Genomic DNA, 16,648 nt, shown 5'->3' with positions numbered 1-16,648 from the left:
CTCTAAATAAAAAAGGCCAACCCGAAACCCGGATCAGCCTTTTCTCTCGCTTCAACCCTCAACCGCAATGCAGTGCGCGATCAACCCGCCAGCTTGCGGAACGTCTCCAGCACCGCCTCGCCCTTGAACGGCTTGACGATCCAGCCGCGCACGCCGGCTGCCTTGCCGCGCTCCTTCATCGCCGGGCTGCTTTCCGTCGTCAGCATCACGACGTTCACGGCCGTATTCGCGAGTTCGCTGCGGATTTTCTCGACCATCGTGAGGCCGTCCATGTTCGGCATGTTCACGTCGCTCACCACCAGCTTCACGCCCGGGTTCGCTTTGAGCTTGGCGAGGCCGTCCTTGCCGTCCACCGCCGTGTCCACGTCCAGACCGTTCTTGCGCAGAAAGCCCGCCACTTCGTCGCGCACGGTGCTCGAATCGTCCACTACCAGAATCTTTGCCATGTTGTCTCTTTCCTTCGCGCCATGACCGGCGCGCCTATCAAAATCGGTTCGTTAAAACAGTTCGAGTTCGCCGCTCGCCTGCTCCACTTCGGCGGCGGCCGCGGCTTGTGCCGCCGTCTCGTCGAAACCCTCGCGCGACCAGCCCAGGCTGAATACGAAGCGTTGGTCGATCACCACCTCGCGGCCCGTCGTGGGACACGTGAGGCGATATTTGATGCACAGCTGCGGATTGTCCGAGCCGAACGACATGTAGCGCCGCCGATGATTGATGAGCAGCGGCACCTGCACCTGCACCTGCGCGCGGCTCGCGCCGCCTTCCTCGGCGTTGCTCGCGTTGCCCAGATAGCGGTTGCGGAACGCGCCCCACACGAGGTTCGTCAGTTCGCCCAGCACGCCGTTGACGTCGCGGAAATCGCTGGTTTCGTCGCGACCCGCGCGCGGCGGCAGCAGTTCGATCAGCGGCGCTTCTTCGGTCTGCATCAGCAGCCAGCCGCGGCACCACGCCGTCTCGATCGGAATCAGCGTGAGCACTTCGCCGAAGATGATGCGGTCGCGCACCACGCTCGGCGTATCCCAGTTCACGTCGAGGTCCGGAAACAGGCCGCGCAGGCGTCCGAACGTCAGATCGGTAATACCGTCGACAAGCGGATCCGGATAGTCATCCGAGAACACGTGCGTCGCGAGCGCCGCCCGCAGCGTTTCCGGTTCGTCCTCAAACCAGCTCGTGCGCGGCACGCGGCGCAGCGCTTCGGGCAGATCGTCGGCAGCGCCTTGCGCTTCCCGGCCTGCGCGACGCAGCACGATCGGTAGTTCGGGCCGCTCGACTTCCAGCGCCACCGCCACGGCTGCCGCCGCTTCGGGCGAGCCGCCGAAATCCTCGCCAAGCAGCACGCCGCCCAGGTCGTAATGCGTCTGCAGCGCCGTGGCCAGCGCGTCGCGCCGCACGGGCACGCACGCGAGATGATGCTCGGCGACGATGGCTTCGAGCGCTTGCGCCCGCGCCGTATCGTTTTCCAGCAGCAGGATCTTGCTGCCGGGTTTGTTCGTGTTCATGCTTTGCTTTCCTGCGCTTGCGAAGGCGTACGTGATTCGTGGCGTTGCGTGGTGTTGCGTGAAAATCGGCTTAAAACAATTCGAGTTCGCCAGCGCTTTCATGCTCGCCAACCAGTTCCACCGCAATGAAATCAAGCGGCGTATGTGTGCAGATGCACAACGTCGCGCCCAGCCGAACGCGCCCATCGAGCGTAAGCGAATACGATTTCACGCTGTCCGGCTTCAATTCGCGCAGATACGGCAGGCACTGGCTGCCCAGCGAATACGGCGTAGACATGCCCAGATCGGGAAAATGCTCAACCAGTTGCTGGTTCATCGATCCGCAACACAGGTTGCCGAATTCCATGAACGTATCCAGCACCGCGCGGCTACCGTCGCCCGCGTAGTAATCGCGTGTTGCTTCGTCATCCTTCACATGCAGCAATAGCAGCACACGGAACTGCATCGACGAAATCGTCAGCACCACCACATGCTCGCCCTGCGGCACATCGTTGGGCGCAGACGCAATCTCGCAGGCGTGTTGCGGATCGGTGACGAGGCGCGTGCGCGCCGCGCCAAAGAAGATCCGCTCGAAACTGTCCTGCGCATGCTGGCCGATCATGCGTGCGCCTCGGCGCGCGCGTCGTCCAGCTCCGCGCGCAACTGCTGCGAAAGCGACTCCACGCTCGCGAGCGATGCCGCAATCATCTTGCCGCCCGCCTGAATGTCCTGGAACGTCGCCGTCGTAATGAGGTCGTTGCGATGCAGGCTGTCGCGATAGCTCTTCGACAATTCCTGCGAACGCGTCGCCAGCGTGCGCACTTCACCGGCCACGATCGAGAAGCCGCGTCCCGCCGCGCCCGCGCGCGCCGCTTCAATCGACGCATTGAGCGACACGATCAGCACGTGGCTCACGATCGACGACAGCTCCTGATTCTTCTGGTGCATATCGTGGTTCTGCGACATCAGCGAGATCATCTGCTCATGCCAGCGCTCGAACGTGACGGACATCTGTTTGAGGCGCGCGGCCTCGGTGGCGATGCGCTCGATCCGGTGCAGCGCATCGGTGTTGCGTGCGCGTTCGGCGGCCAGCGTCGCTTCCATCGCGTCGGCCACCATGCGGCGTTGCGCGAGGTCCGCGCGCAGCGAATCGATCTGCGTTGCCAGATCTTCGTGCTCGTGCGCCGCACTTTCCTGCGCGTCATGCAAGCGTGCTTCGAGCTGAGCGAGCACCGCGTCATGCGCATTTTGCAGCGCCAGCATCGCTTCGTTGGCCTGCCCACGCGCGCGCAGGCGCAGCACGACGGCGCACAGCGCCGCCACCACAAAACCCGCCACAGCGCCGATCAAATACGGAAACACCACGTCATCCCCCGCTGCGCGTCAAGCCAGCGCTTCTTCTTGCACCGCCGCGCGTGCAGGCGCCGCAGCGACTGCGCACGTTTGCGGCAGATAGACGATTGTTTCGAAGTGCCGATAATCGGCGCCTTCGCGGTTATCGGTGAAACGCAGCTCGATACGACCGCCCTCGCGTTCGAGGAAGTCGCGCACCGCGTCCATACCCACGCCACGGCCCGACACTTCGGTCACGCTATGCGCCGTGGAAAAGCCCGCACGGAAGATGAACGCCGCCACGGCGTCATCGCTGATCGATTCGCCGGCTGCGAGCCAGCCGCGCTCCGTGGCGATGCCGCGAATGCGCGCGAGCGCAAGACCACGCCCATCGTCGGCGAGTGCGATACGCAGCGCGCCTTCGGTCATGTTCAGCTTGATGTCGATCTGACCGGCTTCTTCCTTGCCTTGCTCGCGGCGCTGCGCCGGCATTTCGATGCCGTGATCGAGCGAGTTGCGCAGCAGATGCGTGAAGACATCGCTGACCGTGCCCGCCGCTTCGCCGCGCAGACGGTAGCCGCCATCGTCGATACGCACGACGGGCGCGGCCTTGTCGAGTTCCTGCGCCAGCGACGGCAGCGATTCGATCACGCCTGCCAGCGCATCTTCGACGCTTTCCGTGCCGATTCCGCTCAGCACGCTGCGCAGTTCTTCACGCATCGCGCGCAGCGAGCCGATATCGTCCAGATTCGCGTTGTCCAGCAGACGCAGGCTCGCGTCGATCTGATCGCGGCCGATGCTCAGGCCTTCGTCCTTAGAACGCACGCCGCGGCCGAGGCTCACTTCGTTGAGCGTGGCGTAGTGATCGACGGCTTCGCGCACGCGGTGCAGATCGTCGATCAGCGCCTGCTGGTCCCAGGCGTGGCTCGTATCTTCGCGGCGCAGCGCGTCGTAGCGTTGTTCGACTTCGTGCACGACGCCCGTGAGATGCTGGAGGCTGTACGTGCGCGCGTTGCCCTTGATGGTGTGCATGTTGCGGAACAGCGCGTCGATTGCGCTCATATCCGCGCAATCGTGCTGGCGAATGATGCGTTCGTTCTCGTGGATGAAACCGGTTGCGCCTTCAACGAAGTTATGGAACTTCTCTTCGCTGACCGCGAGAATTTCGCCGATCATCTGCAGGCGGCGCTTCTGCTCGCCCGCTTCTGCCGCGAGTTCGCGCAGTTCGGTCACGTCGCGCACGCACAGCATCAGGCGCACGACCACATCGTTTTCGTCGGTAATCGCCGACCAGCTCAGGTCGAGCACCTTCTTGCGGCCATCGGGCATGGTGCGCGTGACTTCATTCACCAGCAGATGCTGATTGAACGCGAAGTTCACATCGTCTTCGCCCAGACATGCCTGCACGGCGGCGTCGATCTGCGAGAGCGTATCGGCATCCAGTTCCGTGTGCGAGAACACGAGATCCATCAACGGGCGGCCCGCGATTTCGTTCGTTTCGAAAATCGCTTCCAGATAGGCCGAATATTCGTTGTGAACCGTTGCGCCCTCAACCACAGTCAAAATACCCTGCTGCATGTTCTGCAGCATCGCCTGAATGTCGGCGGTCTTGCGCTTGAGCTGCGCGGAGCTGTGCTGGATCTTTTCGATCATGCCGTTGAAGGCCACGATCGAATGACCGATTTCGTCCATGCGGCCCACCGGCACGCGGCGCGTGAAATCCTGCTTCGACGCGATCTCGCTCATCTCTTCCTGCATGCGCGAGAGCGGGCGCGTGATCTGGCGATAGAGCAGCAAGCCGATGGCCGTGAGCAGCACCACCGCGCCGCCCGTCACGCCGGCAATCGCGCTGGTGGTGGTGTCGAGCATGCCGTTGAGCGCGTTGATGGCGTCGTCTTTCTGGCGGTTCTTCTCGACGCGCATCGTCGTGACGATGCCTTCGAGTTCGTCGCGATACTGCGCGACGTTGGCGAACAGATAGGCCTGCGCCAGCTCGTTCTTGCCGGCCGCCTTCATTTTCGCTGTGTCGTCGATCGCGTTGAAATAATTCGTGATGCTTTCCTGCGCCTGTGCGACGAGACCGTCCTGCGCGTGGCTCGCGGCAGCCTGCTTCTGCACGTCGAGCGCGGCGCGCAGCGCGGTTTCCTTCTTCTTGAGATCGTCCTGCGCGAGTTGCGCAGTGGTCGCGTCCGGCGCGTAGACCAGCGTCATCGTCGCGAGTTGCACGTCCTTGACGAGCGAAACGAGATCGGAAGACGCCAGCGCGCTGGGCACGACGCCCTGCGTAACCTGGTGAACATCGGTGGCACTGCGGCGCGTCTGATAAACCGCGTAGCCGCCGATGGCGGACAGCGCGACGAACATCAGAACGATGAGTAGCGTGATGCGGTGACGAATGGTCATGTCGAAATCCCCGAGGCCTTCATCGTGCCGGGCGCGCTATCGTTTGCACGCCTCGTGACACCAAGGCCAATTTATTCGGAGTGGATTATCGACTTAGCTGTATGACGAAATGATGAATGTACTTAATTAGTGCGCAAACGCACAGACAGATTTGGCGCGATTGTACGGTGAATCCATGCGAAATCAATCGAGCATCAGCACCATCAGATCTTCGTCGAAATACGCGTCGCCAATTTTCATCGCGCGCATCTCCCGACCGTAAATCACGAAGCCCAATGACAAGTACAACGTTTGCGCACGCGGATTTTGCGCACAAACACTCAATTGCAATTGTTCGACGCCACTCGCTTTCGCGCGCTCGATGGCGCTTTCCATGAGCCGCCGCCCGATGCCTGTGCGTCGATAAGCCGGATCGACGAACACGCCCCAGACGATCGATTTGTGTGCGAATTTGACACGCTGCTCGCGCCGCCAGCCGGTGATGCCAATCAGCGTCTCGCCATCGAATGCGCCGAATACCGCCTGCTGATCCGTTTCGCGCACGCGCGCGATATTTTCTTCGCGCGTCCAGTGCGCTTCTTCTTCGGGCGTGGGAACGATGGCGAACGGCGTATCGACAGCCGCGTGCAGACGCATCGCGCGAAAGGCATCAACATCGTTTTCGGTGAGCGTGCGGATCGTCAGCACAGGGGCGTTTGCAGTGGCGGTCATAAGCAGCGGGCATCCGTTCGAATTAGAGGGAGCCGTCAAACTAGCACGACTTGCGCGGCCACCACGCGCAACCGCATCGGCCCGCTGCGTTAAGATCAAGTTTTATGTCGATGGGTCCGCCATGCCCCCGCTGTCCCAATCCGCCGACGCCACGCCCAGCTTCTGGCGCGACGACGCCCTGCCCTTCATCGAAGTGCGCGCCATCACCGACGGCCGCAAGGTCCGCTACGGGCGGCACGCGCACAGCACGTTTTCGATCGGCTCGATTCTGGGCGGGCGCAGCACCTATCTGAACGGCGATACGCTGGAGCACATTCACGCGGGCGCGGTCGTCGTCATCAATGCGCAGGTGGTTCACGCCTGCAATCCCGCCGACGACGAAGCATGGGCCTACCGCATGTTTCATATCGACGTGACCTGGCTCGCGCGTTTGCAACATACGCTGGGCTTTGGCGCGCAGGAAGGTTTTCGGCCCTTCGCGCAGACGCTCACGTGGGACGCGAATCTCTTCAACGGCTTGAATGCGCTCTACGACCTGCTGGTCGATCCACATGCGGAGGTATTGCGCAAGGAAAGCGCGGCCACGCAGTATTTCACGCAGCTTCAGCAAACGCTCAATCCCGCGCCCGATGGCAACACGTCGCGCGCGCCCGACCAGCGCATCAAACGCGCCGCCGAATTTATCGACGATAACTACACGCGCGCGCTCAAGCTCGAAGAAATCTGCGCGGCGGCGGACCTTTCGCCTTCGTATCTGATTCGCGCGTTTCGCGAGCAATATGGCCTCACACCGCACGCCTACGTGGTGAACCGGCGCATCGAATTCAGCCGTGCCCAATTGCGCCGCGGCCACGCTATCGCCGATGTGGCCGCCGAAGCCGGTTTCGCCGATCAGGCGCATTTGCAGCGTGCGTTCCGGCAATTCGTGGCCGCCACGCCGGGCCAATATCGCGGTTAAAGCGCTGGTTTAATCGAGCAGGAGCCATAAAGCGCTCGCCGCCAGCAGCGCCGCCATCGTCCGGTTCACGAAGCGCACGCGCGCCGGTTCGCGCAACGCCTGGCGCAGCGATGCGCCTGCCCACGCCCAGCACGCAATCGACGCGTAACACACCACGAAATAGATCGCCGCGAACTGCCATACAAGGGCTTTCTCTCCGGAGGCCGCATACGCGCCCATGCCAGCAACCGAAGCGAGCCACGCCTTCGGATTGAGCCATTGCATCGCCGCGCCCGTGAGCAGCGTGGGGCCGCGCGCAGCGCCCGTGGTATCGATGCGGCCGTCGTCGGTGGCGAGTTTCCACGCGACGTAAAGCAGAAACGCCACGCCCGCCCATTCGATTACGCGCGTAAGCATCGGCAATTTCACGAGTAGTTCGTGCAGACCGAGGCCGATCAGCAGCAACAGCAGCGCGAAGCCCACCGTCGCGCCCGTGACGTGACGAAGGCTTGCGCGTAAGCCATAACGCGCGCCCGCACCCAGCGCAACGATATTGACGGGACCCGGTGTGATGGATGTGGCCAGCGCAAAAGCGGCCATAGATAGTGCAGTGCTCACGATTCTCCTCGATTCGCCCGATGGCGATAAATCACCGTCGAGCGTACGCAAAGCGAAAGCACGCGTATTGAAGAAAATTACTGCGCTGGCGTGCCTGCTATCATTCTTTACGCAACGCATTCAACCCAACTTCAACGTGAAAAAGATTCTGATCATCGGCATCGGCGCGGGCGACCCCAACTATCTGACCGTGCAAGCCATCGAGGCGCTCAACGCCGCCAACGTATTCTTCGTGATGGACAAGGGCCCCGCAAAGGACAAGCTCGTCGCGCTGCGCAAGGAAATCTGCGCGCGCTTTATCCGGAATCCTGATTATCGGATCGTGGAGGCAAGTAGTCCCGAACGGCGGCGCGATGGCGTCGAATACAAGGCCGCCGTGGATGAACTCAATCGCGACAAGCAGCGCGTGTTTGAAGGGCTGATCGAAAACGAACTCGCAGAGGAACAATGCGGTGCGTTTCTCGTGTGGGGCGATCCATCGCTCTATGACAGCACGATCCGCATTCTCGATGCGATTCTGGCCGAAGGGCGTATCGCATTCGAGTTCGAGGTGATTCCGGGTATCAGCAGCGTGCAGGCGTTGGCGGCGAAGCATCGCGTGCCGCTGAACTTCATCGGCAAACCGGTGAGCATCACAACCGGGCGGCGTCTCGCGGAAAACGGCTTTCCCGACGACGCGGACAGCGCCGTGGTGATGCTCGACGCGCAGAACGCCTATATGCAGATGACAGGCGAGGATCTCGACATTTACTGGGGCGCGTATGTGGGTACGCCCGATGAGATCCTCGTAGCCGGTCCGCTGGACGAAGTAAAAGACGAAATCGTGCGTGTGCGCGCCGAAGCGCGCGAAGCCAACGGCTGGATCATGGATACGTATCTGCTGCGCAAACGCGGCGTGAAGGACTAGCGCGGTTTCACGCGCTCGCGGCTTCCGCGAGTGCGGCGGCGTCGGCGCGCTTCCATTGCACCGTTGCCAGCAGCGAAGCGGCGACGATCAGCGCGCCGCCAATCCACGCCGCTGCGCTCAGGCGCTCGCCCAGCCAGATGCAGGCGAACAACGCGCCGAACGCGGGTTCGCTGCCCATCAGCAAGGCCACGCGCGTCGGGCTGCTGCGGCGTACGGCATAGTTCTGGACGAAGAAGGCGAATAGCGTGCAGGCGAGCACCAGCCACGCCACGCTCGTCCAGAACACACCATGTCCTGCAAATGACGGCAGCGCGTGCCACTGCCCAGGCGCGAACACAAAAGCAAGCGCCGCGCTGCCAAACGCCACGCAGCCCGCCTGCACGGCAGTCACCGCAAGCGGCGCGAGGGCCGCATCGCGCATCACGCGCTTCGTCACGCAGACCGACAACGCCCGTAGAAGCGCGGCCAGCAAGATCAACGCGTCGCCGGCGTTCGGCACATAGGCGCCGCCCGTCAGCAGCCACGCTCCCGCCAGCGACGCTGCTACCGCCAGCCACTCCGCTCGCGCCGGACGCCGCTGCAACATCGCCCACTCGACCAGCGGCGTGAGTACGACGCACAGACTGATGAGGAACGCCGCGTTCGACGCGCGCGTAAGCATCACGCCAAAGGTCTCGCACAAAAAGATGCCGAGCAACAGCGCGCCCGCCAGCAGCGCGCCGGCCAACGCGCGCCGCGATGCCGCGCGCAAGCTGCGTAGCGCGGGCGCAAGCAATACGAACGTGATGCCAAAGCGCAGCGCCAACAACCCCAACACTGGATAAAACGCCAGCGCGTGCTTGACCACGCCGTAACTCGTGCCCCAGACAAAGGCGACGGCGAGCAGCAGCCAGTCGGTGAGATGCATCAGTCGGGCGAAGCGCAGGATCATGGCGTGATTCTCGTGGATGGCGGGAACAGCCATTGTCCTGCTTTGCGTTAATGACGATAATCAGGTGTCAGCGCACAGCTTTTATGTCGTCCACGCACAGATAAACACAGACCGCTGCCCATGAGCCCAACCGAACTTTTCGCCCTGCTGCCCGATCTCGCGACCTTCGCGCGGGTGGTCGAGGCCGGCAATTTCTCGGTGGCCGCGCGCCAGCTGGGCAGCACGCCATCGACGGTCAGCCGCCAGATCAAACGTCTGGAGGAAGCGCTGGGCGCCCGTCTGCTGGAGCGCTCGACACGCCAGATCCGCGTGACCGAATCGGGTGAACAGGTGTATCGACATTGCCGCGACATGGTCGGCGCCGCGGCAGGCGCCATCGACGCCGCGGGCCAACTCGCCACAAAGCCGCAGGGACGAGTGAGCGTCGCCGCGCCCACGGCCTACGCGAAGACCGTGATTCATCCGCTGATTCCGGGCTTTTTGCGCGAGTTTGCGGACGTGGACGTGCAACTCGTCTTTATCGACCACGAAGTCGATCCGCTGCGCGACGGCCTCGATCTGGTGATCCGGCCAACGCGCACGCCGCCGCCCGGACTCGCCGCGCGCCAGTTGGGCGAGGTGCGCTGGCTGTTGTGCGCGTCGCCCGCATATCTGGCTGCACGCGGCACGCCCGAAGCGCCGCGCGACCTCGCGCAACACGATTGCCTATGGCTGGGAGAAACCGCCGACGATCATCGCTGGCGTCTGCGTCGTCTACGCGAGGGTGCGCAAACACAGACTGTCGAGGTGAAGGGCCGCTATATCGCCAATCATGCGGGCGCGCGACTGGAAGCGGCGCTGGAGGATTGGGGCATCGCCTGCCTGCCCGAATTTACCGCCGCCGAAGCATTGCGCGACGGCCGGCTCGTGCAGGTGCTGCCGGAATGGGTCTTCGAGGCGCGCGCCTATATGGGCCCGGTCTGGCTGCTGTATCCGCCCAACCGGTTTTTGCCGCCCAAGGTGCGCGCCTTCATCGACTATCTGGCGCAACACCTCGGCGGCGTGGAAAAAATGGTTTAAAACTCAGGCCAGCCCAACGCACACCGCCACGACGATCGAGCCGATCACCAGCACCGCGCCCACCGTCTTGCGCTTGTTCAGTTCGGTCCACAACAGCACGCCCGTGAGCGACAGCAGAATGAGCGCGCCCGCAAAGGTGTCGATGAACAGCACCCAGCCGATGCTCATGCCCACGCCCTTGTGCAGGTTCGTGATGGTCGCCATCAGCGAATTATCGGAACGCTTGAGCGTGACGGTGTCGTTGCCCACCCAGTACTCGGCAGTCACGCTTTCATGCGGCGCGTTGAACATGACTTGCCAGTGTTCCGGCTGCACAACCGTGCGATCGCCCCAGGCCACCTTGTGCTCTGGCTCCTTCTGCACGCGGCCCATGCGTTGCGGCAGTTTCAGATCGGGCTGCGACTTGAGCCACTTGACCAGATCGCGCGGCGTTTCGGGCGCGGGATCGGGCACGTCGAGCTGCATCGACGAAACCTGCGGCGCGCCCGGCGAAATGCGCAGCGGCTCCATGCGGTGATTCAGCACGAAGCCCGTCACACCAAACAACAAGCCGAGTGCCGCGCCCCACAAGCCGACCCAGCCATGCACCTTGCGCAGCCATTTGATAAAGGTGGCGCGCCGCGAACGCTTCGCGCGCTCGCTACGTTGCTGATCGTCGATCAATACAGCGCTTTCGGTAGAACTCACGTCTCACTCCAGATACGCAAAAGATTGTGATAGCAGCCCACGAGGCTGCGACGCGCCTGCGCGTCCGCGTCGCTCGCGGCCAGCCGTTGAATGGCGGTGTCCATGTCGAAAAGCAGCGCGCGTTTGGTGTCGTCGCGCACGAGGCTTTGCACCCAGAAGAAACTGCCCACGCGCGCGCCGCGCGTGACCGGATTCACCTGATGCAGGCTCGTGGCCGGATAGACGATCATGTCGCCCGCCGGCAGCTTCACTTCCTGCACGCCGTAGGTGTCCTCGACCACCAGTTCGCCGCCGTCGTATTCATCGGGCGCGGAAAGAAACAGCGTCGCCGACACATCGGTGCGCAGTTTCATGCCGTTGGGCAGCACGCGCACCGCGCCATCGACATGCGAGCCGAACGTCATGCCGCCTTCGTAGCGATTGAAGAGCGGCGGATACACCTGATTGGGCAACGCCGCGCTGATGAAGAGCGGATTGCGCTCGATGGCGGCCAGCACCACATCGCCCAGCTCACGCGCGAGCGGCGTGTGCTCGGCGATCTGCTGATTGCGCTTTACGGGCGCGCCCTGCCAGCCGGCCGTTGCGCGGCCGTCCACCCAGGCGTCGCCCGCGTTGTCCAGGCGCGCGCGCATCGCCTGCACCTGTTCGGGCGTCAGGACGTTCGGGATATGGATCAGCATCGTCGTTTCCTTCAATCGTTGCGCATGAAACGGGCTTTGTTCGCAGCCCGTTCATTACGCGGCATTACAGAGGGTACGGACGCACAAAAGCCCGCAATCATGCGGGCTTTGCGTGACACCGGCGTGGAGACTTCATTAGCGCCGGTTACGAACCTTCGGATTTAGAAGCGGTAGTCGAACGTCGCGAGCAGCGTACGACCGACACCCGGCACCGAACGTCCGCCATCCGACTGGATGAGGGCGTCATAGTAGAACTTGTTCGTCAGGTTCAGCAAATTGAGTCGCGCGTCCCACTTCTTCTCGTGGTATTCGGCCATCGCGTCCCAGCGCGTATAACCGCCCACCTGCACGTAATTCGTGTTGGCCGCATAACGCGACGACATATACGTCGGGCCGCCACCCACTTCCCAATGCGGCGTGAACGCATACGTGGTCCACAGCGTGAAGGTGTTGCGCGGTGTATTCGCAGGCGTGTTGCCCTGGGTGCCATCGGCGGCCTTGAGCACGATGCCGTCCATATAGGTGTAGCCCGCGAATACCTGCCACTTGTCGGTGATGTGGCCGGTTGCGCCCGCCTGGAAGCCGCGCACGCGAATATCGCCTTCGAGCGTGTATTCGCCCGTCGAGGTCTGCGTACGCGCGTTATCCATTTCCTGCTGGAAGAACGCCGATGTCACCGACAGATTGCCGCCCAGCAAATCCCACTTGCCGCCCACTTCGTACGACTTGGTGTGCTCGGGCGCGAGACCTTGCGTATTGTTCGTGACGGTCATCGCTTCAAGCGACGGATCGAACGAGGTGCCGTACGAGAAGTAATACGACTGCCAGTCGGTCGGCTGATAGATCGCGCCGGCGCGCACGCTCGTGAACGTATTGGTCTGCGCCGCATAGTTCGGAGCACTGATCGAGTTCGTAATATGCGCCTGGAAGCGATCCCAGCGCACGCCGCCAATCAGTTTCCAGTGCTCGCCCAGCGACATCGTTTCGTTGAAGTACGCCGCCAGCGTGGTCGCGCCCGATTCCGCGTGATTGCCGACCGTCGTCGTGACGTTCGAAGGCGTCGAAATATAGACCGGGTCGAGCAGCGAGACAATCGGCAGATTGTTGCGCGTGTAGGCCTGATTCGTGTAGCTGTCGTGGCCCACTTCGACGCCCGCGATCATCTCGTGCTTCACGAAGCCCGTGTTGAACTTGTACTGCGCCATCGTATCGTTATAGACCGAGTGATTCTCGATCACGCGATCGTGGCTCTGCAGCTTCACGTAGAGATCGGACAGCGGCAGCGTCGTGTAGTTGCCGTTCTTGAGCGCCGTGCTGGTCGAAAGCGGCCCGGTGAGCACCGCCTGCGCCGCCGTCTCGCGCGCATCCGTGAGCGAGTGCGAGAACTCGGTCTGGTTGCTGATCTTGAACTGATCGTTGAACTTGTGATCGACGCGCGCCGTCAGCGTCTGGACGTCCTGGATCGTGCGGTCGTCGGTCAGGCCGTAATACGTGCTCTTCGAAGGCGCGAACGCATGGCCGTTGATCGCCTGCACGCCGTAGTCGGGCTGATCGTAGTTGTGCTGGATCAGCGCGGAAAGCGTGACCTCGGTCGGCGTGCCGATGCCAAAGCGCAGCGTGGGCGCAAAGCCGTAATCCTTGTTCATCATCTCGTCGCGCGTCGAGCCGAGCGACTGGCCAAACGCATTCAGACGGAATGCCGCGTGATCGCCAAGCGGACGATCGACGTCGAGCGTCGCGCGATAGCGGTCGTCGGTGCCGATGGTGGACGAAACTTCGGTGAGCGGCTTGAGACCGGCCTGCTTGCTCACCTGGTTGATCACACCGCCCGTGGAGCCGCGGCCAAACAGCATCGACGACGGCCCGTACAGCACCTCGATCGATTCGAGATCGAAGGTGTCGCGATAGTACTGGTTGCGGTCGCGGAAGCCGTCCAGATAAATGTCGTTTTGCGCCGTGAAGCCGCGCAGATTGATGTTGTTGCCGATCTGGCCGCCTTCCGCGCCGCCGATCGTGATGCCGGGCGCGTTGCGCAGCGCGTCCTGGAACGAAGTCGCGCCCTGCGACTGGATCAGCGCCTTGTTGATCACCGTCACCGTCTGCGGAATGTCGCGCAGCGCCGTGGGCGTCTTGGCGCCGACGGTCGATTTTTCGGCCTGGAAGTCCTGCGGAGCGGCCGCCCCACTCACGGCGACAGCCGGCAGCGTGCCGTTGTCATCGGCCTTGGCATTGGCTTTCGACGCGGCCGGCGTGGCGGCGACGCCCGAAGCAGCAACGGCAGGCGCGCTCTGGGCGAGCGCGGAAGAAGCAAACGGCAAGGCAAAAGCTAGCGCGAGGGCACTCGCGAGCGGCGTCCTGATCAACATGGGTTCCCTGTGCGACAAAAGAAAATCCGGCCGGTGGAGCGCGCGATGGAGGCGCGTTGGCCTGGATGGCGGTGGCTGGCTGGCCGCCCCCAAATTGCGCACAGGGACTGACGAGGCTGGCTATTTTTGATTTAAAACCCGAACGACCATCGTGGGGTCGCCGAGAGAATGAGAATCGCTATCATTCCAGAAGTTACTTTTTATTTCAATTGATTGATGTATTTCAGCTACATCACGTAGGGATTTCAGGGTTTTGTACGATTTAATGAAAATGTAATTTAATTGGTTGGATATCGTAATTTAAAGCGACTTTATTTGTCTGATTAAAGATCGCGTGGGGTTAGATAAGCGGGCTTTAAATGCTGCCGCGAATGGCTGTGATTTATTTCGTATTGCAGATTATTTGACGCGCATTGACCGCGATGCGCGACGCCGTGACTCAGCGAAAAATCGAATTTGTTTGATTGGCTCCAGTAGCGTGACTTTCTACGATATGACTCCCACTTATCTATCAGGAGTCGCATCGTGATCTACCCCGTTTTATTTCGCGTCATTCTCGTATCGATCGTCGTGCTGGCAGGCGCCGTGGTCTTGTTCGTGCCGTCGTCCGATCCGGTGATCGCGCGTCGGCGAGTGGTTCTACGCACAAGCGGCATCGCCATTGTGGCGCTCGCGGCGGTTCTGCTTGCTGTCGCCGCCGTGCTTCCGCCTAAATGAACCACGCGCTTTGTGGCGTCGGCTGATCGTTCGATCCATGCAGGCGGTCGGACGAATCATTCAAATAAATTTCGCAATCCTTCTATTTTTTCTCGTTCACCGAACGCCGAGGATTGATTGCAACGTCGCCGGATTTCCCGGCAGAAAGGAGTCGAAAGATGGAACACCTTGCAACTGAACCGAGCGCACAGCCCGAGTCAATCGATCAGCAGGAACGTCCGCCCGTGCAAAAGCCGATTGGCGCGATCTTCGTGGATGCACTGATGCTCACGCGCGTCGCAAGTGCGCAAACGGACCTGAGTTTCGTGACCAATCTGTCGTTTCATCCGCATGGCAGTGCCACGATTCACCTCAAGAACGGCGAGTTCGATATCTCCATGAATCAATGCGCCGCATCGGCGATCGACGCCAGTGATGGTGTGAGCGCGATCCTGATGTTGAGTCCGGCGCCGCTGGTGGATTGAGGCAGCGGAGGGGATGAGGGTGACTGCGGGTTGTGTTTGTGAACATCTTTTCGTGGAAAAGCTTGAGGCAATCCCGACATTACGCCCGCTCGTCGTATGACACCAAACTCCAATCCGCATTGGTCCGGAATTTGCGCATCCCAAGCAGCGTGTCGAGAAACGGAATAGGACGACGATCATCCATGGCGAATTGCGGCATCGTCTCGCCTTTCCTGAAACGTTGAGTAGCTTCGTAGCTGACCGAAGCCCAACGCTTGTCGCACCACACGCCGCTTTGCGGGCAGACTTCGCCGGTGCGCACCACCGTTCCCAGAGGCACGGGCTCGGCATGCGCGCTTTTGGCCGGTGCGAGAGGAAGCCCCGTTGCAGGGTCAAGGTTTTTCTCGCGTGCCAAGCGCTCCACTAACTTGTCTCCAGGCTTCTGCGGCGGCTTCGCAGCGTCCTGTTCCTTCTGCCACTGGAACGTGCCGTCCCAAGCGGGCAGTTCAGCGGGCGGCAGCGGCACGATCTGATCGATGTCTGGCATCTTCGGATTGAGGCCTTCGTTGACGTCCAGGAAATTACCTATTAGTTCGTAGCGGCGAGAGCGTTCGAGGTCTTTTGGAAGAGCAAGGTAATTCAATCGGTCGTCCGGGAGAGGACCCTTGAAGCCCTCTTCGAGAAACGACGCGGCCATGCTGTTTCCCGCCATGACCCCCTGCTGGAAAGCCTTGACTGCTTCGGCGTAAAACTTCTCTGCCGCACGCCCATTTGCTAGCGACGTTGCCGCCAGGCCATGGCCCTGATCCGCGGCACACCTATACATTTGCAGTGCTACGTCAGGTGCGGCGTCGATGGGATCCAACTTCTCAGCGACGTAATACTGTGCGTCAGGACTACCTAGGTCTGCCGCCTTGCGGAAATAGCGCAAGGCCGTCTTGCTATCCTGCTTCAAGCCGTAACCGAGTTCGAGGTAATGCGCAATATCGTAGTAACCGCCTGGAACGCCCCGGTGCACTAGCTGGATCGCCAGATCGACCGACTCCTTCTGTGCGTTCGGTGAGTCAGCCAGCCCCGTCGATATCAGTTGCTGAAGGTTGTTATTCGCCTTGTAATGACCGTTGGCCGCCGCGATCCGGTAATACCGAGCGATGTCATTGAAGTCCTTCGGACCGTCCTGCTTTTGCAGCCAACGGCCATACTTGAACAACCGGTCCGCATCGGGATCGAGCGGTGGCAGGTGGTCGTCCTCGTGCACGCAGGTAAAGGCAAGATTCGCGCGAACGGCGCTCAGGTCAGGTAGCGAAGCCAAGGGGCTCTCCTTTGTGCAGGCACAAGCCAAGCAGGTCAACAGCGCGACAAGAATGCCTCGTCTCATG

The 16,648-nt window shown here is 61.8% G+C and carries 17 protein-coding genes; 5 read left to right on the top strand and 12 right to left on the bottom strand.

Translation table 11 applies throughout. The features are described 5' to 3' along the window. Positions 1-80 precede the first annotated feature (80 nt). The 6 genes from F3J17_RS29585 to F3J17_RS29560 all read right to left on the bottom strand — a co-directional run bounded on the left by F3J17_RS29585 (position 81) and on the right by F3J17_RS29560 (position 5,924). Positions 81-446, bottom strand: a complete 366-nt coding sequence (locus tag F3J17_RS29585; RefSeq protein WP_027820075.1) for a response regulator — start codon at positions 444-446, stop codon at positions 81-83. A gap of 51 nt (positions 447-497) precedes the next feature. Then, positions 498-1,499 carry a chemotaxis protein CheX gene (locus F3J17_RS29580; RefSeq protein ID WP_167067751.1) on the bottom strand — a complete coding sequence of 334 codons (1,002 nt, stop codon included), beginning with the start codon at positions 1,497-1,499 and terminating at the stop codon, positions 498-500. A gap of 70 nt (positions 1,500-1,569) precedes the next feature. Continuing rightward, positions 1,570-2,100, bottom strand: a complete 531-nt coding sequence (locus F3J17_RS29575) for a hypothetical protein (RefSeq protein WP_167067748.1) — start codon at positions 2,098-2,100, stop codon at positions 1,570-1,572. Continuing rightward, a complete protein-coding gene (locus tag F3J17_RS29570; RefSeq protein WP_345891266.1) occupies positions 2,097-2,843 on the bottom strand; it encodes a methyl-accepting chemotaxis protein in 747 nt (248 codons plus the stop codon). The genes F3J17_RS29575 and F3J17_RS29570 overlap by 4 nt, the downstream gene beginning before the upstream one ends. A gap of 18 nt (positions 2,844-2,861) precedes the next feature. Beyond that, complete coding sequence (locus F3J17_RS29565) at positions 2,862-5,213, bottom strand: HAMP domain-containing protein (protein ID WP_167067745.1); 2,352 nt, start codon at positions 5,211-5,213, stop codon at positions 2,862-2,864. A gap of 183 nt (positions 5,214-5,396) precedes the next feature. Continuing rightward, positions 5,397-5,924 (bottom strand): N-acetyltransferase, encoded by a 528-nt coding sequence (locus tag F3J17_RS29560; protein WP_167067742.1) that lies wholly within the window; start codon positions 5,922-5,924, stop codon positions 5,397-5,399. 121 nt (positions 5,925-6,045) lie between these two features. Here F3J17_RS29560 and F3J17_RS29555 point away from each other — a divergent pair, with 121 nt between their 5' ends. Further along, positions 6,046-6,882, top strand: a complete 837-nt coding sequence (locus F3J17_RS29555; protein ID WP_167067739.1) for an AraC family transcriptional regulator — start codon at positions 6,046-6,048, stop codon at positions 6,880-6,882. A gap of 9 nt (positions 6,883-6,891) precedes the next feature. Here the strand turns inward: F3J17_RS29555 and F3J17_RS29550 are convergent, their stop codons facing one another. Continuing rightward, a complete protein-coding gene (locus F3J17_RS29550) occupies positions 6,892-7,479 on the bottom strand; it encodes a LysE family translocator (RefSeq protein WP_167067736.1) in 588 nt (195 codons plus the stop codon). Between F3J17_RS29550 and cobF the strand changes: the two genes are divergently transcribed. After that, positions 7,472-8,386, top strand: coding sequence for a precorrin-6A synthase (deacetylating) (gene cobF / locus F3J17_RS29545; RefSeq protein ID WP_345891265.1), 915 nt, complete (start codon positions 7,472-7,474; stop codon positions 8,384-8,386). The two genes, F3J17_RS29550 and cobF, sit on opposite strands and share 8 nt — an antisense overlap. Positions 8,387-8,393: 7 nt before the next feature. Here cobF and F3J17_RS29540 read toward each other — a convergent pair whose 3' ends face one another. Further along, entirely contained in the window at positions 8,394-9,350 is a 957-nt protein-coding gene (locus F3J17_RS29540) for an EamA family transporter (protein WP_240161205.1), read from the bottom strand. Positions 9,351-9,437: 87 nt separating this feature from the next. Here F3J17_RS29540 and F3J17_RS29535 point away from each other — a divergent pair, with 87 nt between their 5' ends. Beyond that, positions 9,438-10,376, top strand: a complete 939-nt coding sequence (locus F3J17_RS29535; protein ID WP_167067732.1) for a LysR family transcriptional regulator — start codon at positions 9,438-9,440, stop codon at positions 10,374-10,376. 3 nt (positions 10,377-10,379) lie between these two features. Here the strand turns inward: F3J17_RS29535 and F3J17_RS29530 are convergent, their stop codons facing one another. The 3 genes from F3J17_RS29530 to F3J17_RS29520 form a co-directional block, all read right to left on the bottom strand. Then, positions 10,380-11,063, bottom strand: a complete 684-nt coding sequence (locus tag F3J17_RS29530) for a PepSY-associated TM helix domain-containing protein (RefSeq protein ID WP_167067729.1) — start codon at positions 11,061-11,063, stop codon at positions 10,380-10,382. After that, on the bottom strand, positions 11,060-11,743 hold the full coding sequence (locus F3J17_RS29525) for a Fe2+-dependent dioxygenase (RefSeq protein WP_167067726.1): 684 nt from the start codon (positions 11,741-11,743) through the stop codon (positions 11,060-11,062). Before F3J17_RS29525 ends, F3J17_RS29530 begins: the two co-directional genes overlap by 4 nt. A 161-nt stretch (positions 11,744-11,904) precedes the next feature. Next, complete coding sequence (locus F3J17_RS29520) at positions 11,905-14,109, bottom strand: TonB-dependent siderophore receptor (protein ID WP_167067723.1); 2,205 nt, start codon at positions 14,107-14,109, stop codon at positions 11,905-11,907. A gap of 525 nt (positions 14,110-14,634) precedes the next feature. On the opposite strand from F3J17_RS29520, the gene F3J17_RS29515 reads away from it, so the two are divergent. Then, positions 14,635-14,826 (top strand): hypothetical protein, encoded by a 192-nt coding sequence (locus F3J17_RS29515; protein WP_167067720.1) that lies wholly within the window; start codon positions 14,635-14,637, stop codon positions 14,824-14,826. Between the two features lie 158 nt (positions 14,827-14,984). Continuing rightward, on the top strand, positions 14,985-15,290 hold the full coding sequence (locus F3J17_RS29510) for a hypothetical protein (RefSeq protein ID WP_167067717.1): 306 nt from the start codon (positions 14,985-14,987) through the stop codon (positions 15,288-15,290). Between the two features lie 79 nt (positions 15,291-15,369). On the opposite strand, the gene F3J17_RS29505 is transcribed toward F3J17_RS29510, so the two are convergent. Beyond that, positions 15,370-16,647 carry a sel1 repeat family protein gene (locus F3J17_RS29505; RefSeq protein WP_205195018.1) on the bottom strand — a complete coding sequence of 426 codons (1,278 nt, stop codon included), beginning with the start codon at positions 16,645-16,647 and terminating at the stop codon, positions 15,370-15,372. Position 16,648: the final 1 nt, after the last annotated feature.

Source organism: Burkholderia sp. Ax-1719 (assembly GCF_011753055.1).
Classification (GTDB): Bacteria; Pseudomonadota; Gammaproteobacteria; order Burkholderiales; family Burkholderiaceae; genus Paraburkholderia.
The sequence above is the reverse complement of the archived record's forward strand: the minus strand, read 5'-3'. Positions and strand labels throughout refer to the sequence as shown.

Excerpts from the sequence above, each read along its gene's own strand:
- F3J17_RS29505 (WP_205195018.1), bottom strand. The coding sequence starts at position 16,647 with ATGAGACGAGGCATTCTTGTCGCGCTGTTGACCTGCTTGGCTTGTGCC.
- F3J17_RS29585 (WP_027820075.1), bottom strand. The coding sequence starts at position 446 with ATGGCAAAGATTCTGGTAGTGGACGATTCGAGCACCGTGCGCGACGAA.
- F3J17_RS29575 (WP_167067748.1), bottom strand. The coding sequence starts at position 2,100 with ATGATCGGCCAGCATGCGCAGGACAGTTTCGAGCGGATCTTCTTTGGC.
- F3J17_RS29540 (WP_240161205.1), bottom strand. The coding sequence starts at position 9,350 with ATGGCTGTTCCCGCCATCCACGAGAATCACGCCATGATCCTGCGCTTC.
- F3J17_RS29520 (WP_167067723.1), bottom strand. The coding sequence starts at position 14,109 with ATGTTGATCAGGACGCCGCTCGCGAGTGCCCTCGCGCTAGCTTTTGCC.
- F3J17_RS29525 (WP_167067726.1), bottom strand. The coding sequence starts at position 11,743 with ATGCTGATCCATATCCCGAACGTCCTGACGCCCGAACAGGTGCAGGCG.
- F3J17_RS29580 (WP_167067751.1), bottom strand. The coding sequence starts at position 1,499 with ATGAACACGAACAAACCCGGCAGCAAGATCCTGCTGCTGGAAAACGAT.
- F3J17_RS29560 (WP_167067742.1), bottom strand. The coding sequence starts at position 5,924 with ATGACCGCCACTGCAAACGCCCCTGTGCTGACGATCCGCACGCTCACC.
- F3J17_RS29565 (WP_167067745.1), bottom strand. The coding sequence starts at position 5,213 with ATGACCATTCGTCACCGCATCACGCTACTCATCGTTCTGATGTTCGTC.
- F3J17_RS29535 (WP_167067732.1), top strand. The coding sequence starts at position 9,438 with ATGAGCCCAACCGAACTTTTCGCCCTGCTGCCCGATCTCGCGACCTTC.
- F3J17_RS29555 (WP_167067739.1), top strand. The coding sequence starts at position 6,046 with ATGCCCCCGCTGTCCCAATCCGCCGACGCCACGCCCAGCTTCTGGCGC.
- F3J17_RS29510 (WP_167067717.1), top strand. The coding sequence starts at position 14,985 with ATGGAACACCTTGCAACTGAACCGAGCGCACAGCCCGAGTCAATCGAT.